The sequence below is a fragment of the Streptomyces sp. yr375 genome (assembly GCF_900110755.1).
GTDB lineage: Bacteria > Actinomycetota > Actinomycetes > Streptomycetales > Streptomycetaceae > Streptomyces.
Genome location: NZ_FOFF01000023.1, coordinates 1 through 14,627 on the forward strand (window position 1 = coordinate 1; position 14,627 = coordinate 14,627).

Consider the following 14,627-nt stretch of genomic DNA (forward strand, 5'->3'; position numbering starts at 1 on the left):
CCCCCGAGGACGCCATCGAGGGTGCCAAGAGCCGCTACACCCTGGTGGTGGAACTGGCCCGGCGTGAGCGTCTCACCGTGCGGCAACTCATCGGGCGGCTGGGCGGCGGGCGCGGGCACCTCACCTTCGCGGGCACGCCCGAGCAGGTCGCCGACGCGATCGAGACCTGGTTCACGCAGGACGCCGCCGACGGTTTCAACATCATGCCCGCCGTGCTGCCCTCCGGGCTCGACGCCTTCGTCGACCACGTCGTCCCGCTCCTGCGCGCCCGTGGCCTGCTGCGCACCGAGTACGGCCCCCGCCAGACCCTCCGGGACCGCTACGGCCTCCCCCGCCCCGCCAACCAGTACGTCACCCCCGTAGAAGCCACCTCCGCCCCCATCCCCGCCTTCGTCTGAAAGGACGGCTCCCTATGAGCACCCTCGACATCCGCAAGGTCACCGCCCATATCGGTGCGCACGTCTCCGGTGTGGACATCTCCCAGCCCCTCGACGGGGAGACCGTCGCCGCTCTCCGTGAGGCGCTGAACGTCCACAAGGCGCTCGTCTTCGACGACGTGCGGCTCGACGACGTGGGCCAGCAGGCCTTCGCCCGGCACTTCGGCGACCTCACCAGCGCCCACCCGACGGTCGCCGCCGTCGAGGGCGCCCCGAACGTGCTGCCCGTCGACAGCGAGCGGGGCGTCGCCAACCAGTGGCACACCGACGTGACGTTCGTCCTCAACCCGCCGCAGGCCAGCACCCTGCGCAGCATCACGCTCCCGCCGTACGGCGGCGAGACCCTGATCGCCAACTCGGCCGCCGCCTACCGCCAACTGCCGCAGCCGTTGCGCACGTTGGCGGACTCCCTGTGGGCCGAGCACACCAACGACTACGACTACGCGGTGCCGGCGGAGGAGATCGACGAGGAACGGGCCGCGCAGCGCGCCCGGTTCACGTCCATCAAGTTCCGCACCGCCCACCCGGTCGTCCGCGTGCATCCGCTGACCGGTGAACGCGGCCTGTTCATCGGCGGGTTCGCGCAGCGCGTCGTGGGGCTGTCGGTCGGCGAGTCCCGCAAGGTCCTCGAACTGCTCCAGTCGTACGTCGTGCGGCCGGAGAACATCCTGCGGCACCGCTGGTCGCCGAACCAGCTCGTGCTGTTCGACAACCGCATCACCCAGCACTACGCCGTCGACAACTACGACAAGCTGCCGCGCCGCCTGAACCGGGTGACCGTCGCCGGGGACGTACCGGTCGGCGTCGAGGGCAAGGAGAGCTACTCGATCGAGGGGGATGCGGCGCACTACACCCCCGTAGCCGCAGCCGTAGCGGCGTAGGCACTCTCCGTATCCGAACAGTCCAGATAGTGGGCAGTCCCCCGCTCACCCGGCGGGACTGCCCAGACTGTGTGCGTTTTTGTCCATCTCACGCATTGGACGAGCCGCACCCATGCCCAACACCGCCAAGGCGGAGACGTCTCACGAGGACGCCGTCGCCCCTCTCACCCACGGCCTCAAGCAGCGCCATCTGTCGATGATCGCCCTCGGCGGCGTCATCGGCGCGGGTCTCTTCGTCGGTTCGGGGGCGGGCATCGCCGCCGCCGGGCCGTCGATCGTCCTCGCCTACACCGTCTCCGGCCTCCTCGTGATGCTGGTGATGCGGATGCTGGGCGAGATGTCGGCCGCGCATCCCTCGTCGGGCTCGTTCTCGGCGCATGCCGAGCGGGCGTTCGGGCCCTGGGCGGGCTTCACCGTGGGCTGGGCCTTCTGGGTCCTGCTGTGCACGGCCGTCGGCCTGGAGGGCATCGGCGCCGCGAAGATCGTCACGGGCTGGCTGCCGGGCACGCCCGAGTGGGCCTGGGTGGCCCTGTTCATGCTCCTGTTCTGCGGGGCGAACCTGGCCGCCGTGAAGAACTTCGGCGAGTTCGAGTTCTGGTTCGCGGCCCTCAAGGTCGGGGCGATCACCCTGTTCCTGCTGCTGGGCGTGCTGGCCATCGTCGGCGTCCTGCCGGGCACGGACGCGCCGGGGACGTCGAACCTGGGCAGCCTCCTCCCGCACGGCAGCGAGGGCCTGGTCGTCGGCCTGCTCGCCTCGGTCTTCTCGTACGGCGGCCTGGAGACGGTCACCATCGCCGCCGCCGAGTCCGAGGACCCGGTCAAGGGCGTGGCGAGCGCGGTCCGTACGGCGATGTGGCGCATCGCGCTGTTCTACATCGGCTCGATGGCCGTCATCGTCACCCTCGTGCCGTGGGACTCGGCGGCGGTCGTCGAGAAGGGCCCGTACGTCGCCGCCCTCGACCACCTCGGCATCCCGGGCGCCGGCCAGGTGATGAACGTGGTCGTGCTGGTCGCGCTGCTCAGCGCCATGAACGCCAACATCTACGGCGCCTCGCGCATGGTGCACTCGCTGGTCGAGCGGGGTCACGCGCCGAGGGCGCTGGGCCGGGTGTCGGGCGGCGCGCCCCGCGTCGCGGTGCTCGCGTCGTGCGTCTTCGGCTTCGTGTGCGTGGTGCTCAGCTACTGGCGGCCGGACGACGTCTTCCCGTGGCTGCTGAACATGATCGGCGCGGTGATCCTGGTCGCCTGGATCTTCATCGCGCTCTCCCAGTTGCGGCTGCGCCGCCGCCTGGAACGGGAGTCGCCGGAGAAGCTCGTCGTACGGATGTGGGCGTTCCCCGTGCTGACGTGGGTCGCGCTGGCCGGCATGCTCGCGATCCTCGTCCTGATGGCCCGCGAGCCGGGCACGCGCGTGCAGTTGTACTGGTCAGGCGGCATGACGGCGTTCCTGGCGGCGGTCGGATACGCCTGGCAGCGGAAGCGCTCCACGACCTGACCCGCCCTTCCCCCCTCCCCCCCTTCCCCGGTAGGCCCTCACGTGCAAGAACACGTGAGGGCCTACTTGTTGCCCCCACACCCACTCTTGTTGCTAACCTGCACTTGCAAGTAGCTTGCAATAAGAGGTTGAGGGGACCCCGCATGCCCGTCTACACGCTGCCCGAACTGCCCTACGACTACGCCGCGCTCGCCCCCGTGATCAGCCCGGAGATCATCGAGCTGCACCACGACAAGCACCACGCGGCCTATGTGAAGGGCGCCAACGACACGCTGGAGCAGCTCGCGGAGGCGCGGGACAAGGAGTCGTGGGGATCGATCAACGGGCTGGAGAAGAACCTCGCGTTCCATCTCTCCGGGCACGTCCTGCACTCGATCTACTGGCACAACATGACCGGCGACGGCGGCGGCGAGCCCCTCGCGGCGGACGGCGTCGGCGAGTTGGCGGACGCGATCACCGAGTCCTTCGGCTCCTTCGCGAACTTCAAGGCCCAGTTGACCAAGGCCGCAGCCACCACCCAGGGCTCGGGCTGGGGCGTCCTCGCCTACGAGCCGCTCAGCGGCCACCTCATCGTCGAGCAGGTCTACGACCACCAGGGCAACGTCGGCCAGGGCTCCGTGCCGATCCTCGTCTTCGACGCCTGGGAGCACGCCTTCTACCTCCAGTACCGCAACCAGAAGGTCGACTTCATCGACGCGATGTGGGCCGTCGTCAACTGGCAGGACGTGGCCCGGCGTTACGCGGCGGCGGCGTCCCGCGCGGATGTGCTCCTGCTCGCTCCCTGAGCAACAAAAAAAGCGTCCTGCCTCGTGATCGTCTTCTCACCCTTCACGGCGGCGGGCGGAAGGACGGAACGGCCTCGCGAGGACCTGACTCGCGGGGCCGCTCCCGTGTGTGCGGCGCGGAGGCTTCCCTTCGACGCGCGTCGCGGGCGACAGTGGCCCGCATGGGTCTTCCGACGAGGCGGTGCCCCAACTGCGGGGACACCGACCAGGGCTTCCGACCGCTGCACGGCGACGAGACGGCCTTCGCCCTGACACGGGTGGAGCGCGCCGATCTCGCCAAGTACCGCCGCTGCACCCGCGAGGGCTGCGTACGGGTCCAGTCCTACTTCAACTGGCGCTCCGGCTTCGACCTCCCGGAACAGTTCCGAACGCCTCCGCCTCCGCCACCGCCCCCGCCGTCGCCGTCATAGCCGCCGGACACGTAGTCCCGCGAGGTTCTCGTGCGGTCAGACCTTGCGCCCCAGCCCCCCGTGCTGGCCGATCGGGGTCGGGGTGGCCGTGTCCTTGGTCGGGCGCCACAGGGGGACCGAGACGATGCCCGGGTCGACCAGGTCCAGGCCGTCGAAGTAGCCCTCGATCTGGGTGACCGGGCGTAGGAAGTACGGGACCGCGCCGGTTTCGTTGTAGGCGTCCTGGGCTGCTTCGTAGGCGGGGTCGGTGCCTCGGGAGCCGTCGTTGATCGAGAGGTAGCTGCCGGCGGGGAGGCCGGACAGGAGGGCCTGTACGAGGTCGCGGGCGCGGTCGTAGCCGTCGACGTGGCCGAGGATGCCGCTGAGGATCAGGGCGGTCGGGCGGTCGAGGTCCAGGGTCCGGCCCGCCGCCTCGAGGATGCTGTCGGGGGCGTAGAGGCTCAGGTCCTCGTACGCCGTCACGCCCTCGGGGGTGGAGGTGAGCAGGGCGCGGGCGTGGGCCAGGACCAGCGGGTCGTTGTCGACGTACACGATCCGGGACTCGGGGGCGAGGCGCTGGGCGACCTCGTGGGTGTTGTCGACCGTGGGCAGGCCGGTGCCGACGTCGAGGAACTGGCGGACGCCCGCCTCCTCGACCAGGTACCGGATGCTGCGGCCGAGGAAGGCGCGGCTGCCGCGCGCGACGGTGACGATGCCGGGGAAGACGGCCGTGTAGGCGTTGCCGGCCGCCTCGTCCACCGGGTAGTTGTCCTTGCCGCCCAGCCAGTAGTTCCAGATGCGGGCCGAATGCGGCACCGAGGTGTCGATCTTCGTCATGGGAACCATGGTGCCCCCGCGAGGGCGGCTCGCGGGGGCTGTGCGGCGCAGAAGTCGTTACAGATTGCTGAAGTCGGGGCCCTGGGTTCGGGTGCGCTTGATCTCGTAGAAACCGGGGACCGAGGCGACGGCGAGGGTGCCGTCCCACAGGCGCGCGGCCTCGTCGCCCTTGGGGGTGGGGGTGACGACGGGGCCGAAGAAGGCGATCTGCTCGCCGTCGGCGCCGGGGACGGCGATGACGGGGGTGCCGACGTCCTGGCCGACCTTCTCGATGCCCTCCTTGTGGGAGGCGCGCAGTTGGGCGTCGAACTCGAAGTCGGACTGCTCGGCGTACTCGATGAGGGACGCGGGCAGACCGACGTCCTTCAGCGCGCCCGCGATGGCCTCCACGGTCGGGCCCTCGCCGTTGTTGTGGATGCGGGTGCCGAGCGCGGTGTAGAGCGGGCCGAGGACCTCGGCGCCGTGCAACTGCCAGGCGGCGGTGACCACGCGGACCGGCTGCCAGGCCTTGACCGCGAGCATCTCGCGGTACTGCTCGGGCAGCTCGTCGAGCTTGTTCTCGTTGAGGACGGCGAGGCTCATGATGTGCCAGCGCACCTCGATGTCGCGGACCTTCTCCACTTCCAGGACCCAGCGGGAGGTCATCCAGGCCCAGGGGCAGAGCGGGTCGAACCAGAAGTCGACGGGGGTCTTCTCCGACATGTCTCTCCTCAACGGGAAGTCTTTCCCCACTGAACACCGCCGCCGGTGCCCGTCATTCCCGCCGCCGGGCCCGACGGGCGCGTGGCAGGATCGCTGCTGTTCATCCGCACCCTGTTCATCCGCATCCTGTTCAGAGGGAGTACCGCCTGTGCCCGGTGAGAACCTGTCCCGCGACGAGGCCCGGGAGCGGGCCGCCCTGCTGTCCGTCGACGGGTACGACGTGTCACTCGACGTACGGTCGGCCGTGGGCGACCCGGGCGGGGACGGGCCGCGCACCTTCCGCTCGGTCACCACGGTCCGCTTCCGCTGCGCCGAGCCCGGCGCGTCGAGCTTCGCGGACCTGATCGCGCCGAGTGTGACGTCCGTCTCCCTCAACGGCCGGGATCTCGACCCCGGCGAGGTCTTCGACGGCGTCCGGATCCGCCTGGACGACCTGGCGGCGGAGAACGAGCTGGTCGTCGACGCGCAGTGCGCCTACTCCCGCACCGGCGAGGGTCTGCACCGCTTCGTCGACCCGGAGGACGGCGAGGTGTACCTGTACACGCAGTACGAGCCGGCCGACGCGCGGCGCGTGTTCGCGGACTTCGAGCAGCCCGACCTCAAGGCCCCGTTCCGCTTCGAGGTGCGCGCCCCCGAGGGGTGGACGGTCTGGAGCAACGGCGTCGGCACACCCTCCGGCGACCTGTGGCGGTTCGCGGAGACGAAGCCGATCTCGACGTACATCACGTGCGTCGTGGCCGGCCCGTACCACTACGTGACGGACTCCTACACGCGCGACCTCGGTGACGGTACGACGCTGGAGATCCCCCTCGGCGCGATGTGCCGCAAGGGTCTGGCCCCCTACTTCGAGGCCGACGACGTCTTCCTGATCACCAAGCAGGGCCTGGACTTCTTCCACGACCACTTCGACTACCCGTACCCCTTCGGGAAGTACGACCAGGCGTTCGTCCCCGAGTACAACCTCGGGGCGATGGAGAACCCGGGTCTGGTGACCTTCCGCGAGGAGCTGATCTTCCGGGGCAAGGTGACGCGGGTCGCGTACGAGGGCCGGGCCAACGTCATCCTGCACGAGATGGCGCACATGTGGTTCGGCGACCTGGTCACCATGGAGTGGTGGGACGACCTGTGGCTCAAGGAGTCCTTCGCCGACTTCATGGGCACCTTCGCGAACGTCGGCGCGACGCGCTTCACCGACGCGTGGATCACCTTCGCCAACCGCCGCAAGGCGTGGGCGTACCGCGCCGACCAGCTTCCGTCCACCCACCCGGTCACGGCCGACATCCGCGACCTCCAGGACGCCAAGCTCAACTTCGACGGCATCACCTACGCCAAGGGTGCCAGCGTGCTCAAGCAGTTGGTGGCGTACGTCGGGCAGGACGCGTTCCTGGAGGGCGCGCGGCGCTACTTCAAGCGGCACGCGTACGGGAACACGCGCCTCGGCGACCTGCTGTCGGTGCTCGGCGAGACCAGCGGCCGGGACATGGCCGCGTGGGCGCGGTCCTGGCTCCAGACGGCCGGCGTGAACTCCCTGACCCCGCAGGTGCTGCTGGACGCGGAAGGTCGTATCAACGAGCTGACGGTCCTTCAGGAGGCCGCCGAGTCGCATCCGGAACTGCGCCCGCACCGCGTCGCGATCGGCCTCTACCGGCTCGAAGAGGGCCGTCTCGTGCGGTACGCGCGCGCCGAGGCGGACGTCGACGGTCCGCGTACGGTCGTGACCGGGCTGGCCGGTGAGGCGGCCCCGGAGCTGGTGCTCGTCAACGACGACGACCTGACGTACTGCAAGATCCGCTTCGACCAGACCTCGCTGGACACCCTGCGCGAGCACCTCGGCGACATGACCGACCCGCTGGCCCGCGCCCTGTGCTGGTCGGCGCTGTGGAACCTGACCCGGGACGCGCTGCTGCCGGCGCGGGACTTCGTCGACCTGGTGCTGCGGTTCGCGGGGCGCGAGTCCGACATCGGCGTGCTCCAGATGCTGCACGCGTGGGCGGAGTCGGCGCTGGTGCACTACGTGGCCGGGGAGGCGCGGCCGGGCGTCGGCGCGCTGCTGTCCGAGGGCGCCGGGCGTGAGCTGCGCAGCGCCGAGCCGGGCAGCGAGCACCAGTTGGCGTGGGCGCGCTTCGCCGCGCGGACGGCCGCCGCCCCGGGCGACTTCGAGCTGCTCCAGGGCCTGTTGGACGGTACGTCCGCCGTCGAGGGGCTGGACGTCGACCAGGAGTTGCGCTGGGTGTTCCTGGAGCCGCTGGTCGCGCACGGGTTCGCCGACGAGAAGGCCCTCGCGGCCGAACTGGCCCGCGACGACACGGCGTCCGGCAAGCGGCACCAGGTCCGCTGCCTGGCCGCCCGCCCCTCGGCGGCGGTCAAGGCGCAGGCGTGGGCCCAGCTCATCGAGTCGGACGCGCTGTCCAACGCGCTGGTGGAGGCGACGATCGCCGGGTTCGACCAGCCCGCGCAGCGCGAACTGCTCGCGCCGTACGCGGCGAACTACTTCGCGTCGATCGAGCGGATCTGGGCCGAGCGGTCCATCCAGATCGCGATGGACGTCGTCAAGGGCCTGTTCCCGGCGCTCCAGGACTCCCCTCAGACGCTGGCGGCGACGGACGCGTGGCTGGCCGCGCACGAGTCGGCTCCGCCGGCGCTGCGGCGGCTGGTGCTGGAGGCCCGGGACGACCTGGCGCGGGCGCTGCGGGCGCAAGGCCGCGAAAATCTTTAAAATCTCCGGGATCTTTGGCCAAGGATTCCGCTGACGGTCACCGTTACGGAATTCAGTCAATCGGAACCGTAACCCCTGGCTCCCCCGATCGGGACCAGGGGTTTTCGGTGCCTACTCGGCATCCGAACACCCGTCCTTTAGGGCGAGCTTGTCCGGGTTTGTCGACGGGCGTGTAACAGCGGTTATGAGGGCGTCCGGGCGCGGAATCCCCGTTGCATGAACCCCAACACCCCGCTCCCCCAGGTTCCCTCGGCGTCCCCCCGCCCCGTCCGCCACCTGTCCGAGGTCCAGCGCCGCGTCACGACGGCGGCCCAACTCCGCGCCCAGGGCGTCGCGCAGGCCGAGGCGAACGACCAGTGCCGTCCCGGCGGCCCCTGGCAGCAGTTCCTGCCCGGCGTCTACCTGCTCCACCCGGGGCCGCCGACCAGCGAGGAGCGGCTGCACGCGGTGCTGATGTACGCGGCCCGCGAGACGGCCGCGCCGGGCGTGCCGGCCCAGCCGGGCGCGGGGGGACCGCACCGGCCGGTGTACCAGGACGCGATGATCACGGGCCTGGCCGCCCTGAACCTGCACGGCCTGGCGTCCGCGCCGCCGCTGCTGTCCCTGGAGCACATCGACGTCCTCGTCCCGCGACTGCGCCGGCTGCGTTCGACGGGCAGCGCGCACATCGTCCGTACGGCGGCCCTGCCGGCCCCCGAGCAGGCCACCGGCATCCCGGTCGCGCCGGTGCCGCGCGCGCTGGCCGACGCGGTGGCGCAGCTGACGGACGCGGGGGTGGTGCGGCGGCTGCTGTCGGAGGCGGTGCGCGGCGGTCACTGCGAACCGGCGGCGGTGGTACGGGAGTTGAACGACGCGAAGCTGCTGACCCGCCCGCACGTGGTCGACGCGGTGGACTCGCTGCTCGCCGAGGGCCGCGCGATCGCGGAGGACCGGCTGTACGCGATGGTCTGCGAGTACGGCCTCCCCGACCCGGTGTGGAACGTGGACCTCCGCCTGCCCGGCGGCCCCCACCTGGGCGGTCTCGACGCGTACTGGCCGGAGCAGGCGGTCGCGGTGGAGCTGGACACCCGGGCGCCGAGGCAGGACGAGGACGCCCTGTGGTCCGAATACGCCCGCAAGCGCGAGCACTTGGAGCGGCTGGGCATCACGGTCGTCCACATCACCCCCAAGAAGCTGCGGGACTCCCTGGAGCAGCAGGCTGCGGTGGTCCGTACGGCGCTGATGGCGTCGGGCGACCGGGACCCGGCCGCGTACGTCGTGGTGCTGCCCCGGTAGCCCGGCAGGGGGACCCGGGGGCAGCGCGACGGCGATGTGTACGTTGGCCCGAACAGCCAGTCGGGAACAGCCAGTCGGGAACAGCCGGTCGGCCACAGCTAGGGGAAGACACACATGGCACGCGTCGCCGTCGTCACCGCGCCCAACATCGGGTACCGCAACACCGGAATGCTGACCGTCGACCTCGCCTTCGAGTCCCTGCGGCGGCGGACGGGCGACGAGATCGACGCGAGCTGGTACACCCTCCACACCCCGGAGACCGTGCCGCTGCGTGCGGGGATGCGGGACGCCGAACTCCCGTTCCGGTTCCGGTCGTTGATCGAGCAGCCCGACGAGCGCCTCGCCGAACTCCGCGACCACGACGCCGTCGTCTTCTGGGGCGACTTCCTCCACACCCGCCACTACCTGGCCCAGGACGCGACCAACCGCCTCCTCGACTTCGGCTTCGCCGCCGACCGCGACGCCGCCCGCGCCCTGCTGAACCGCACCCTGCTGATGGCGGACCAGCCGGACGAACTCCTCGCGCGGACCGTCAGTTACGGCGGCACGATCCTGCACAACACGCAGTCCGACTACGAGGACAAGGAGTACGGCCCGCTGTTCTCCCGTCTGATGACGCGCAGCCACCGCGTCTGGATGCGCGAACCGCTCTCGGCGGCCAAACTCGCCCACTTCCGGGGCGACTTCACCACCGAGTACTTCGGTTCGGACGCGGCGCTGCTGTCCCGTCCCGGCGACCTCGACGGTCATCTCCCGACCACACCGTGGTCCCAGGACGTCCCGGACGGCGGCGCGATCGGCGTGTTCCTCGGCGCGCGCACCGCCATCCCCGCCTGGCTGCCCGACTTCTGCCAGGGCCTGTCCGACCGGCTCGGGGCCCCGCTGGAGTGGCTGCCCTGGTTCGACCGGGACGTCCCCGCCCAGGTCGGCCACATCGGGCAGCGCCCGGGCGACCCCACCGTCGGCGACCTGGTGGGCGTGCTCCCGCGCTACCGGCTGGTCATCACCGACACCTACCACCTGTGCGTCAACGCGTGGGGCGCGGGCACCCCGGTGGTGTGCGTCGGCGCGCCCGAACCGGTTCCGACGACCGACGACGACTATCTGACGCTGAGCGACGTGAAGAAGCACGTGTTCCACATGGCGTACGACGCGGCGGACTTCTATCTGTCCACCCTCCCCGACACCGACGAGGCCCACGCCCGCCGCGCGGACCGGCTCGTCCAGCTCGTCGAAGGCGGCGGCGCGGATGCCGTCGCGGCGCGGATTCGCGCGCACGCCGACCGTTCGGGGGCCGCCTTCACCGAGACGCTCACGTCGTTGCTCGGCGCTACTTGCCGTTGAGGCGGGCGCGGACGGTCTTGCCGACCTCCGCACGCGGGAACCAGTCCAGTTCGGCGGCGATCGACGACACGACGAGGAGGCCTCGGCCGGTGTCGCCGGTCGCGTTCTCCTGGATCTCCGGGAACGCGCGCAACGGGTCGGACACCTCGATGCTCAGCGCACGGTCCTCCTCCAACTCGTGGATCCGCAGCCACAGTTCGTGACCGGGGACCCTGCCGTGCCGTACGGCGTTGGCGACCAGCTCCGACGTCACGAGCACGGCTTCGTCGACGTCACCGGGCCACAGCCACATCGTCAGCCGACGGCGGACATGGAGCCGGGTGAGGCGAACGGTGCGGGGGGTCATGGGGTAACCCATGGACCAGTCGGGGGCGAGGAGGGTGGGGGGCATGGGGGGTCCTTTCGGTGCGTGACTCCCCATCAGCCTCTTCGGCTGACCCGAGTGGCCGCAATCGAACATGCCTTGAATATTCAATACCGGCGATATTGGACTATGCAGGAATCTGCACAAGTGCCTGCGCGAGCGCCACAGGCGATGTCACACTCTGCGTACGAGATCTCACTGAACGCACTCGAATGTAAGGGAGCGCACATGGCAGCGAAGCGCGGACGCACGGCCCAGCGACTGGAACTTGGGCTTCAGCTACGTCAATTGCGCGAGAACTGCGACGCCGGTCATCAGGGAACGGGGATCACCCGCAAGCAGGCGGTAGTCGGACTGCGTATCTCGGAGGCGTCCCTCCAGCGCATCGAAACCGGCTCCCTCAACTTCCGCAACGTCGGCGACCTGCGCAAGCTGCTGAACAAGTACGGGGTGACCGACGAAGAGGTCGTCGAGTCGCTGATCAACCTCAACAAGGAGTCGAACCAACAGGATTGGCTGACCCAGTACCGGGGGCTCATGCCTGCGGGGATGCCTGGTTTCGTCGGGCTGGAGCCCGAGGCACGGTCCATGAAGGCGTATCACCCGACGGTCGTCTACGGCCTCTTGCAGACCAAGGCCTACGCCCAGGCAACGCACGAGTCGCACAAGCCGATCGAGGAGTACACCACGGAGTTCATCAGGAACAGCGTCGAGCTCCGCATGAAGCGCCAAGAAGTGCTCACCCGGGAGAATCCGGTCAGGCTGCACGTCATCCTCGGTGAGGCTGCACTGCGCTACCCGGTCGGGGGCCTTGATGTGATGGCCGAGCAGTACGCGAAGATCGAGGAGATGTCCGGCTGGGACCACATCACCATCCAGGTGCTGTCTTTCCGTCGGAGCTACCGTTCGACCAATGACTTCGCCATCCTCGACTTCGGCACCGAACTGCCGCCTCGTGTACAGACCGACAGCGCCTGGGGGTCCGTGTCCAGCTCGGACAAGCCAGGTGAAGTGGACAGGTTCCACCGCCGGTTCAACGCGATGGCGGCATCGGCGCTGCCGCCTGAGGACACGCCCGACTTCCTGCACCGACTGAAACGAGAGCTGTAGCCCATGCCCCCGCGTCCGACCGCACCCGAACTCGCCCCTGAGCACGCCTGGTTCAAGTCTTCGTACAGCGACCCGGGCCAGAACTGCGTAGAAGCAGCCTGGATCAAGTCCTCCTACAGCGACGCGACCCAGAACTGCGTGGAAGTCGCCGCCGTCGCGCCCGGCATCGCGATCCGTGACTCCAAGAACCCCGCCGGCCCCGCCCTCCTCCTCCCCTCGCCCGCCTGGGCGGAGTTCCTCAGTTCTCTTCCGGAGATGTGAGGGTCAGCGGGGCACCCGCGTAGACGCGGTCGATCAGGGCCGCGTAGGACGCGATCATCCGCGTCCTGCTGAAGCGTTCGCGGCTCGCGGTGAGGGCCTGGGCGTACGACGCCCGGTCCGTCACCGCCGTGCGCCAGGCGGCGGCGATCGCGTGCGGGTCCGGCGGGGTGACCAGGCCGTGGCCCGCCACGATCGCCGCGCTGTCGCCGACATCCGTCGTCACCGGGACGGCCCCGCACATCATGCCCTCGATGAGGCACAGCGGGGCCGCCTCGCCCCACGCCGAGGTGAGGGAGACGACGTCGGCGGCGGCGTAGACCGTCTCCATGTCGTGGCGGACGCCGAGCCGGTGCAGGCCCGCCGGCTCAGGCGTGCCGAACGCGTCCGTGATGTCACCCGCGAGGCCCGGGTTCGTCGCCGTCATGCCCGCCCCGCACATCAGGACGTGCCCGTCCGGTACGGCGTCCAGCCACGCCCTGGCCGCCGCCAGGAACAGGGGGACGTTCTTCATGCCGTCGTAGCGGGCGGCGAAGACGATCACCGGGGCGGTGGGCGAGATGTTCAGGGACGTGCGCAGGGTCAGTCTGCGGGCCGCGTCGGGGCGGAAGCGGATCAGGTCGACGCCGTTGGGGATCACGTGCAGCAGGGCGGACGGGACGCCCGCCGCCTCGTACGCCGCCCTCGTCGACTCCGCGCAGCACACCGCCGCCGCGACCGTGCCGTCGGCGATCGCGGCCTTGAGATCGTCGAGGGCGCGGCCCTGGTTCTCGGGGTCGGAGCGGTGCAGGCCGACCACGACCGGGCGGCGCGGCAGGCCCGCCTGGCGCAGCAGGGCGAGGGGCTGCTCCTTGAGGGAGAGGATGACGTCCGCGTCGGCCGTCGCCCGCGCGGTATCGGCCAGCTCGGGGCCAGTGAAGACGGCCGGATCCGTACCCCCCGTGCCGAACGTACGGCCGAGGGAGGTCACTCCCACCTCGGCCGCCGTCAGCTTGCGGTAGCAGGCGTCGTCCTCCATGCGCTGGCGGGTGGCCTCGCGGTGCACCTCGCCGTGAATGCTCAGCACCCGGTGGTGCTGGCCGCCTTCGCGCAGCCCCAGCACCACATCGCTGTGCACGATCCGGGCCCCTCCGGAGAAGAACCCCTCGTAGACCGAGAGCACCCGCAGTCCGTTGCCCCTGCGCACGCCATTGCGCATACGATCACCCGCCTTGCACCGATATCAAGCCATCCCCGTGAAGTGCGGGTTAGCCGATATGAGGCGGTACGGACGTTTCGCATGGATGAACGCGGCGTCACATGTCCGCGCATGCTGCGTGACGTGCGGGTCACAGCCTCGGCGGCACGTGCACCCGGCCGTTCGCGGGGCGGTCGCGCCACAGTGTCAGGGCCACGTCGACCAGGCGGATGCGGGTGGCGGGCAGCGCGGTCAGGTCGTGCCAGGCGGCCAGGTCGGTGGAGCCGTTCACCTCGTTGCGCAGTGCGCCGCCGACGATCCGGGCTTCGTAGACGATGCGGAGGGCGTGGTGGTCGCGGGGGCCGCGCAGGCCCTCGCGGGGGAAGGTGTGGCGGGCGGAGTCGACGCCCAGGAGGCCGGTCGGCTCGACGCGGTAGCCGGTCTCCTCGTCCAGTTCGCGGACGACCGTGTCGAGCGGATCCTCCCCGTGTTCCATGCCACCGCCGGGCAGCACCCACTCGTAGGTGCCGCCGGGGGCGGGTGAGCGGGCGAGCAGAATCCGGTCGTCGCGGACACATACGGCGTAGGCCGCCACCCTCAACTTCGTGCGCATACAGGGACGTTAGCCGTTCCGAGGCCGATCGGGAGAGCGGAAAACCCGCACAATCGGCACAACAAACACACCGTCTTCACACAGGGGGTTCGTAGAGGGTTTTCCCCATCCGTCCATATCGATTCGGTCAACTCTCCCCAAACAGCGGTCCCTTAGGTAAAGCTTTGCGGTCATCCGGGATCGCATTCCGGACGACCGTGATCAGGCAGGAACGTACTGATCATGTGCTGCTCGTTCCTTTACC

General features: G+C 70.1%; 14 protein-coding genes and 1 pseudogene. 10 read left to right on the forward strand and 5 right to left on the reverse strand.

The genetic code is table 11. The features are described 5' to 3' along the window. The 5 genes and pseudogenes from BMZ82_RS22360 to BMZ82_RS22380 all read left to right on the forward strand — a co-directional run. Positions 1–398 (forward strand): annotated as a pseudogene (locus tag BMZ82_RS22360) (LLM class flavin-dependent oxidoreductase); the annotation flags it as partial. A 14-nt stretch (positions 399–412) separates the two neighbouring features. Beyond that, positions 413–1,318, forward strand: coding sequence for a TauD/TfdA dioxygenase family protein (locus tag BMZ82_RS22365; protein ID WP_093778521.1), 906 nt, complete (start codon positions 413–415; stop codon positions 1,316–1,318). Between the two features lie 112 nt (positions 1,319–1,430). After that, the gene (locus BMZ82_RS22370) at positions 1,431–2,813 is read left to right on the forward strand and encodes an amino acid permease (RefSeq protein WP_093778523.1); all 1,383 of its coding nucleotides are present in this window, start codon (positions 1,431–1,433) and stop codon (positions 2,811–2,813) included. Between the two features lie 143 nt (positions 2,814–2,956). Then, on the forward strand, positions 2,957–3,598 hold the full coding sequence (locus tag BMZ82_RS22375; protein ID WP_093778525.1) for a superoxide dismutase: 642 nt from the start codon (positions 2,957–2,959) through the stop codon (positions 3,596–3,598). 161 nt (positions 3,599–3,759) lie between these two features. Next, positions 3,760–4,008: a hypothetical protein gene (locus tag BMZ82_RS22380; protein ID WP_143098892.1), complete on the forward strand. Its 249-nt coding sequence runs from the start codon at positions 3,760–3,762 to the stop codon at positions 4,006–4,008. A 36-nt stretch (positions 4,009–4,044) separates the two neighbouring features. On the opposite strand, the gene BMZ82_RS22385 is transcribed toward BMZ82_RS22380, so the two are convergent. Both BMZ82_RS22385 and BMZ82_RS22390 read right to left on the reverse strand, forming a co-directional pair. After that, complete coding sequence (locus BMZ82_RS22385; protein ID WP_093778529.1) at positions 4,045–4,824, reverse strand: SAM-dependent methyltransferase; 780 nt, start codon at positions 4,822–4,824, stop codon at positions 4,045–4,047. Between the two features lie 57 nt (positions 4,825–4,881). Then, entirely contained in the window at positions 4,882–5,526 is a 645-nt protein-coding gene (locus tag BMZ82_RS22390; protein WP_093778531.1) for a mycothiol-dependent nitroreductase Rv2466c family protein, read from the reverse strand. 148 nt (positions 5,527–5,674) lie between these two features. On the opposite strand from BMZ82_RS22390, the gene pepN reads away from it, so the two are divergent. From pepN to BMZ82_RS22405, 3 genes are all read left to right on the forward strand, one after another. Continuing rightward, positions 5,675–8,242, forward strand: coding sequence for an aminopeptidase N (pepN, locus tag BMZ82_RS22395; RefSeq protein ID WP_093778533.1), 2,568 nt, complete (start codon positions 5,675–5,677; stop codon positions 8,240–8,242). 216 nt (positions 8,243–8,458) lie between these two features. Next, complete coding sequence (locus BMZ82_RS22400) at positions 8,459–9,517, forward strand: hypothetical protein (protein ID WP_093778535.1); 1,059 nt, start codon at positions 8,459–8,461, stop codon at positions 9,515–9,517. Between the two features lie 114 nt (positions 9,518–9,631). Then, on the forward strand, positions 9,632–10,861 hold the full coding sequence (locus BMZ82_RS22405; protein ID WP_093778537.1) for a hypothetical protein: 1,230 nt from the start codon (positions 9,632–9,634) through the stop codon (positions 10,859–10,861). Here the strand turns inward: BMZ82_RS22405 and BMZ82_RS22410 are convergent. After that, entirely contained in the window at positions 10,848–11,252 is a 405-nt protein-coding gene (locus BMZ82_RS22410) for an ATP-binding protein (protein WP_256252049.1), read from the reverse strand. The genes BMZ82_RS22405 and BMZ82_RS22410 overlap by 14 nt on opposite strands. 201 nt (positions 11,253–11,453) lie before the next feature. On the opposite strand from BMZ82_RS22410, the gene BMZ82_RS22415 reads away from it, so the two are divergent. Both BMZ82_RS22415 and BMZ82_RS22420 read left to right on the forward strand, forming a co-directional pair. Further along, the gene (locus tag BMZ82_RS22415) at positions 11,454–12,335 is read left to right on the forward strand and encodes a helix-turn-helix domain-containing protein (protein WP_093778541.1); all 882 of its coding nucleotides are present in this window, start codon (positions 11,454–11,456) and stop codon (positions 12,333–12,335) included. A 3-nt stretch (positions 12,336–12,338) separates the two neighbouring features. Then, positions 12,339–12,596 (forward strand): DUF397 domain-containing protein, encoded by a 258-nt coding sequence (locus tag BMZ82_RS22420; RefSeq protein ID WP_093778542.1) that lies wholly within the window; start codon positions 12,339–12,341, stop codon positions 12,594–12,596. Here BMZ82_RS22420 and BMZ82_RS22425 read toward each other — a convergent pair. Both BMZ82_RS22425 and BMZ82_RS22430 read right to left on the reverse strand, forming a co-directional pair. Beyond that, a complete protein-coding gene (locus tag BMZ82_RS22425) occupies positions 12,574–13,755 on the reverse strand; it encodes a glycosyltransferase (RefSeq protein WP_093778544.1) in 1,182 nt (393 codons plus the stop codon). The genes BMZ82_RS22420 and BMZ82_RS22425 overlap by 23 nt on opposite strands. A gap of 166 nt (positions 13,756–13,921) precedes the next feature. Next, entirely contained in the window at positions 13,922–14,383 is a 462-nt protein-coding gene (locus tag BMZ82_RS22430; protein ID WP_177244607.1) for an NUDIX hydrolase, read from the reverse strand. Between the last annotated feature and the right edge of the window lie 244 nt (positions 14,384–14,627).

Coding starts and splice junctions, on each gene's coding strand:
- BMZ82_RS22365 (WP_093778521.1), top strand. CDS start 413: ATGAGCACCCTCGACATCCGCAAGGTCACCGCCCATATCGGTGCGCAC.
- BMZ82_RS22370 (WP_093778523.1), top strand. CDS start 1,431: ATGCCCAACACCGCCAAGGCGGAGACGTCTCACGAGGACGCCGTCGCC.
- BMZ82_RS22375 (WP_093778525.1), top strand. CDS start 2,957: ATGCCCGTCTACACGCTGCCCGAACTGCCCTACGACTACGCCGCGCTC.
- BMZ82_RS22380 (WP_143098892.1), top strand. CDS start 3,760: ATGGGTCTTCCGACGAGGCGGTGCCCCAACTGCGGGGACACCGACCAG.
- BMZ82_RS22385 (WP_093778529.1), bottom strand. CDS start 4,824: ATGACGAAGATCGACACCTCGGTGCCGCATTCGGCCCGCATCTGGAAC.
- BMZ82_RS22390 (WP_093778531.1), bottom strand. CDS start 5,526: ATGTCGGAGAAGACCCCCGTCGACTTCTGGTTCGACCCGCTCTGCCCC.
- BMZ82_RS22400 (WP_093778535.1), top strand. CDS start 8,459: ATGAACCCCAACACCCCGCTCCCCCAGGTTCCCTCGGCGTCCCCCCGC.
- BMZ82_RS22405 (WP_093778537.1), top strand. CDS start 9,632: ATGGCACGCGTCGCCGTCGTCACCGCGCCCAACATCGGGTACCGCAAC.
- BMZ82_RS22410 (WP_256252049.1), bottom strand. CDS start 11,252: ATGCCCCCCACCCTCCTCGCCCCCGACTGGTCCATGGGTTACCCCATG.
- BMZ82_RS22415 (WP_093778541.1), top strand. CDS start 11,454: ATGGCAGCGAAGCGCGGACGCACGGCCCAGCGACTGGAACTTGGGCTT.
- BMZ82_RS22420 (WP_093778542.1), top strand. CDS start 12,339: ATGCCCCCGCGTCCGACCGCACCCGAACTCGCCCCTGAGCACGCCTGG.
- BMZ82_RS22430 (WP_177244607.1), bottom strand. CDS start 14,383: ATGCGCACGAAGTTGAGGGTGGCGGCCTACGCCGTATGTGTCCGCGAC.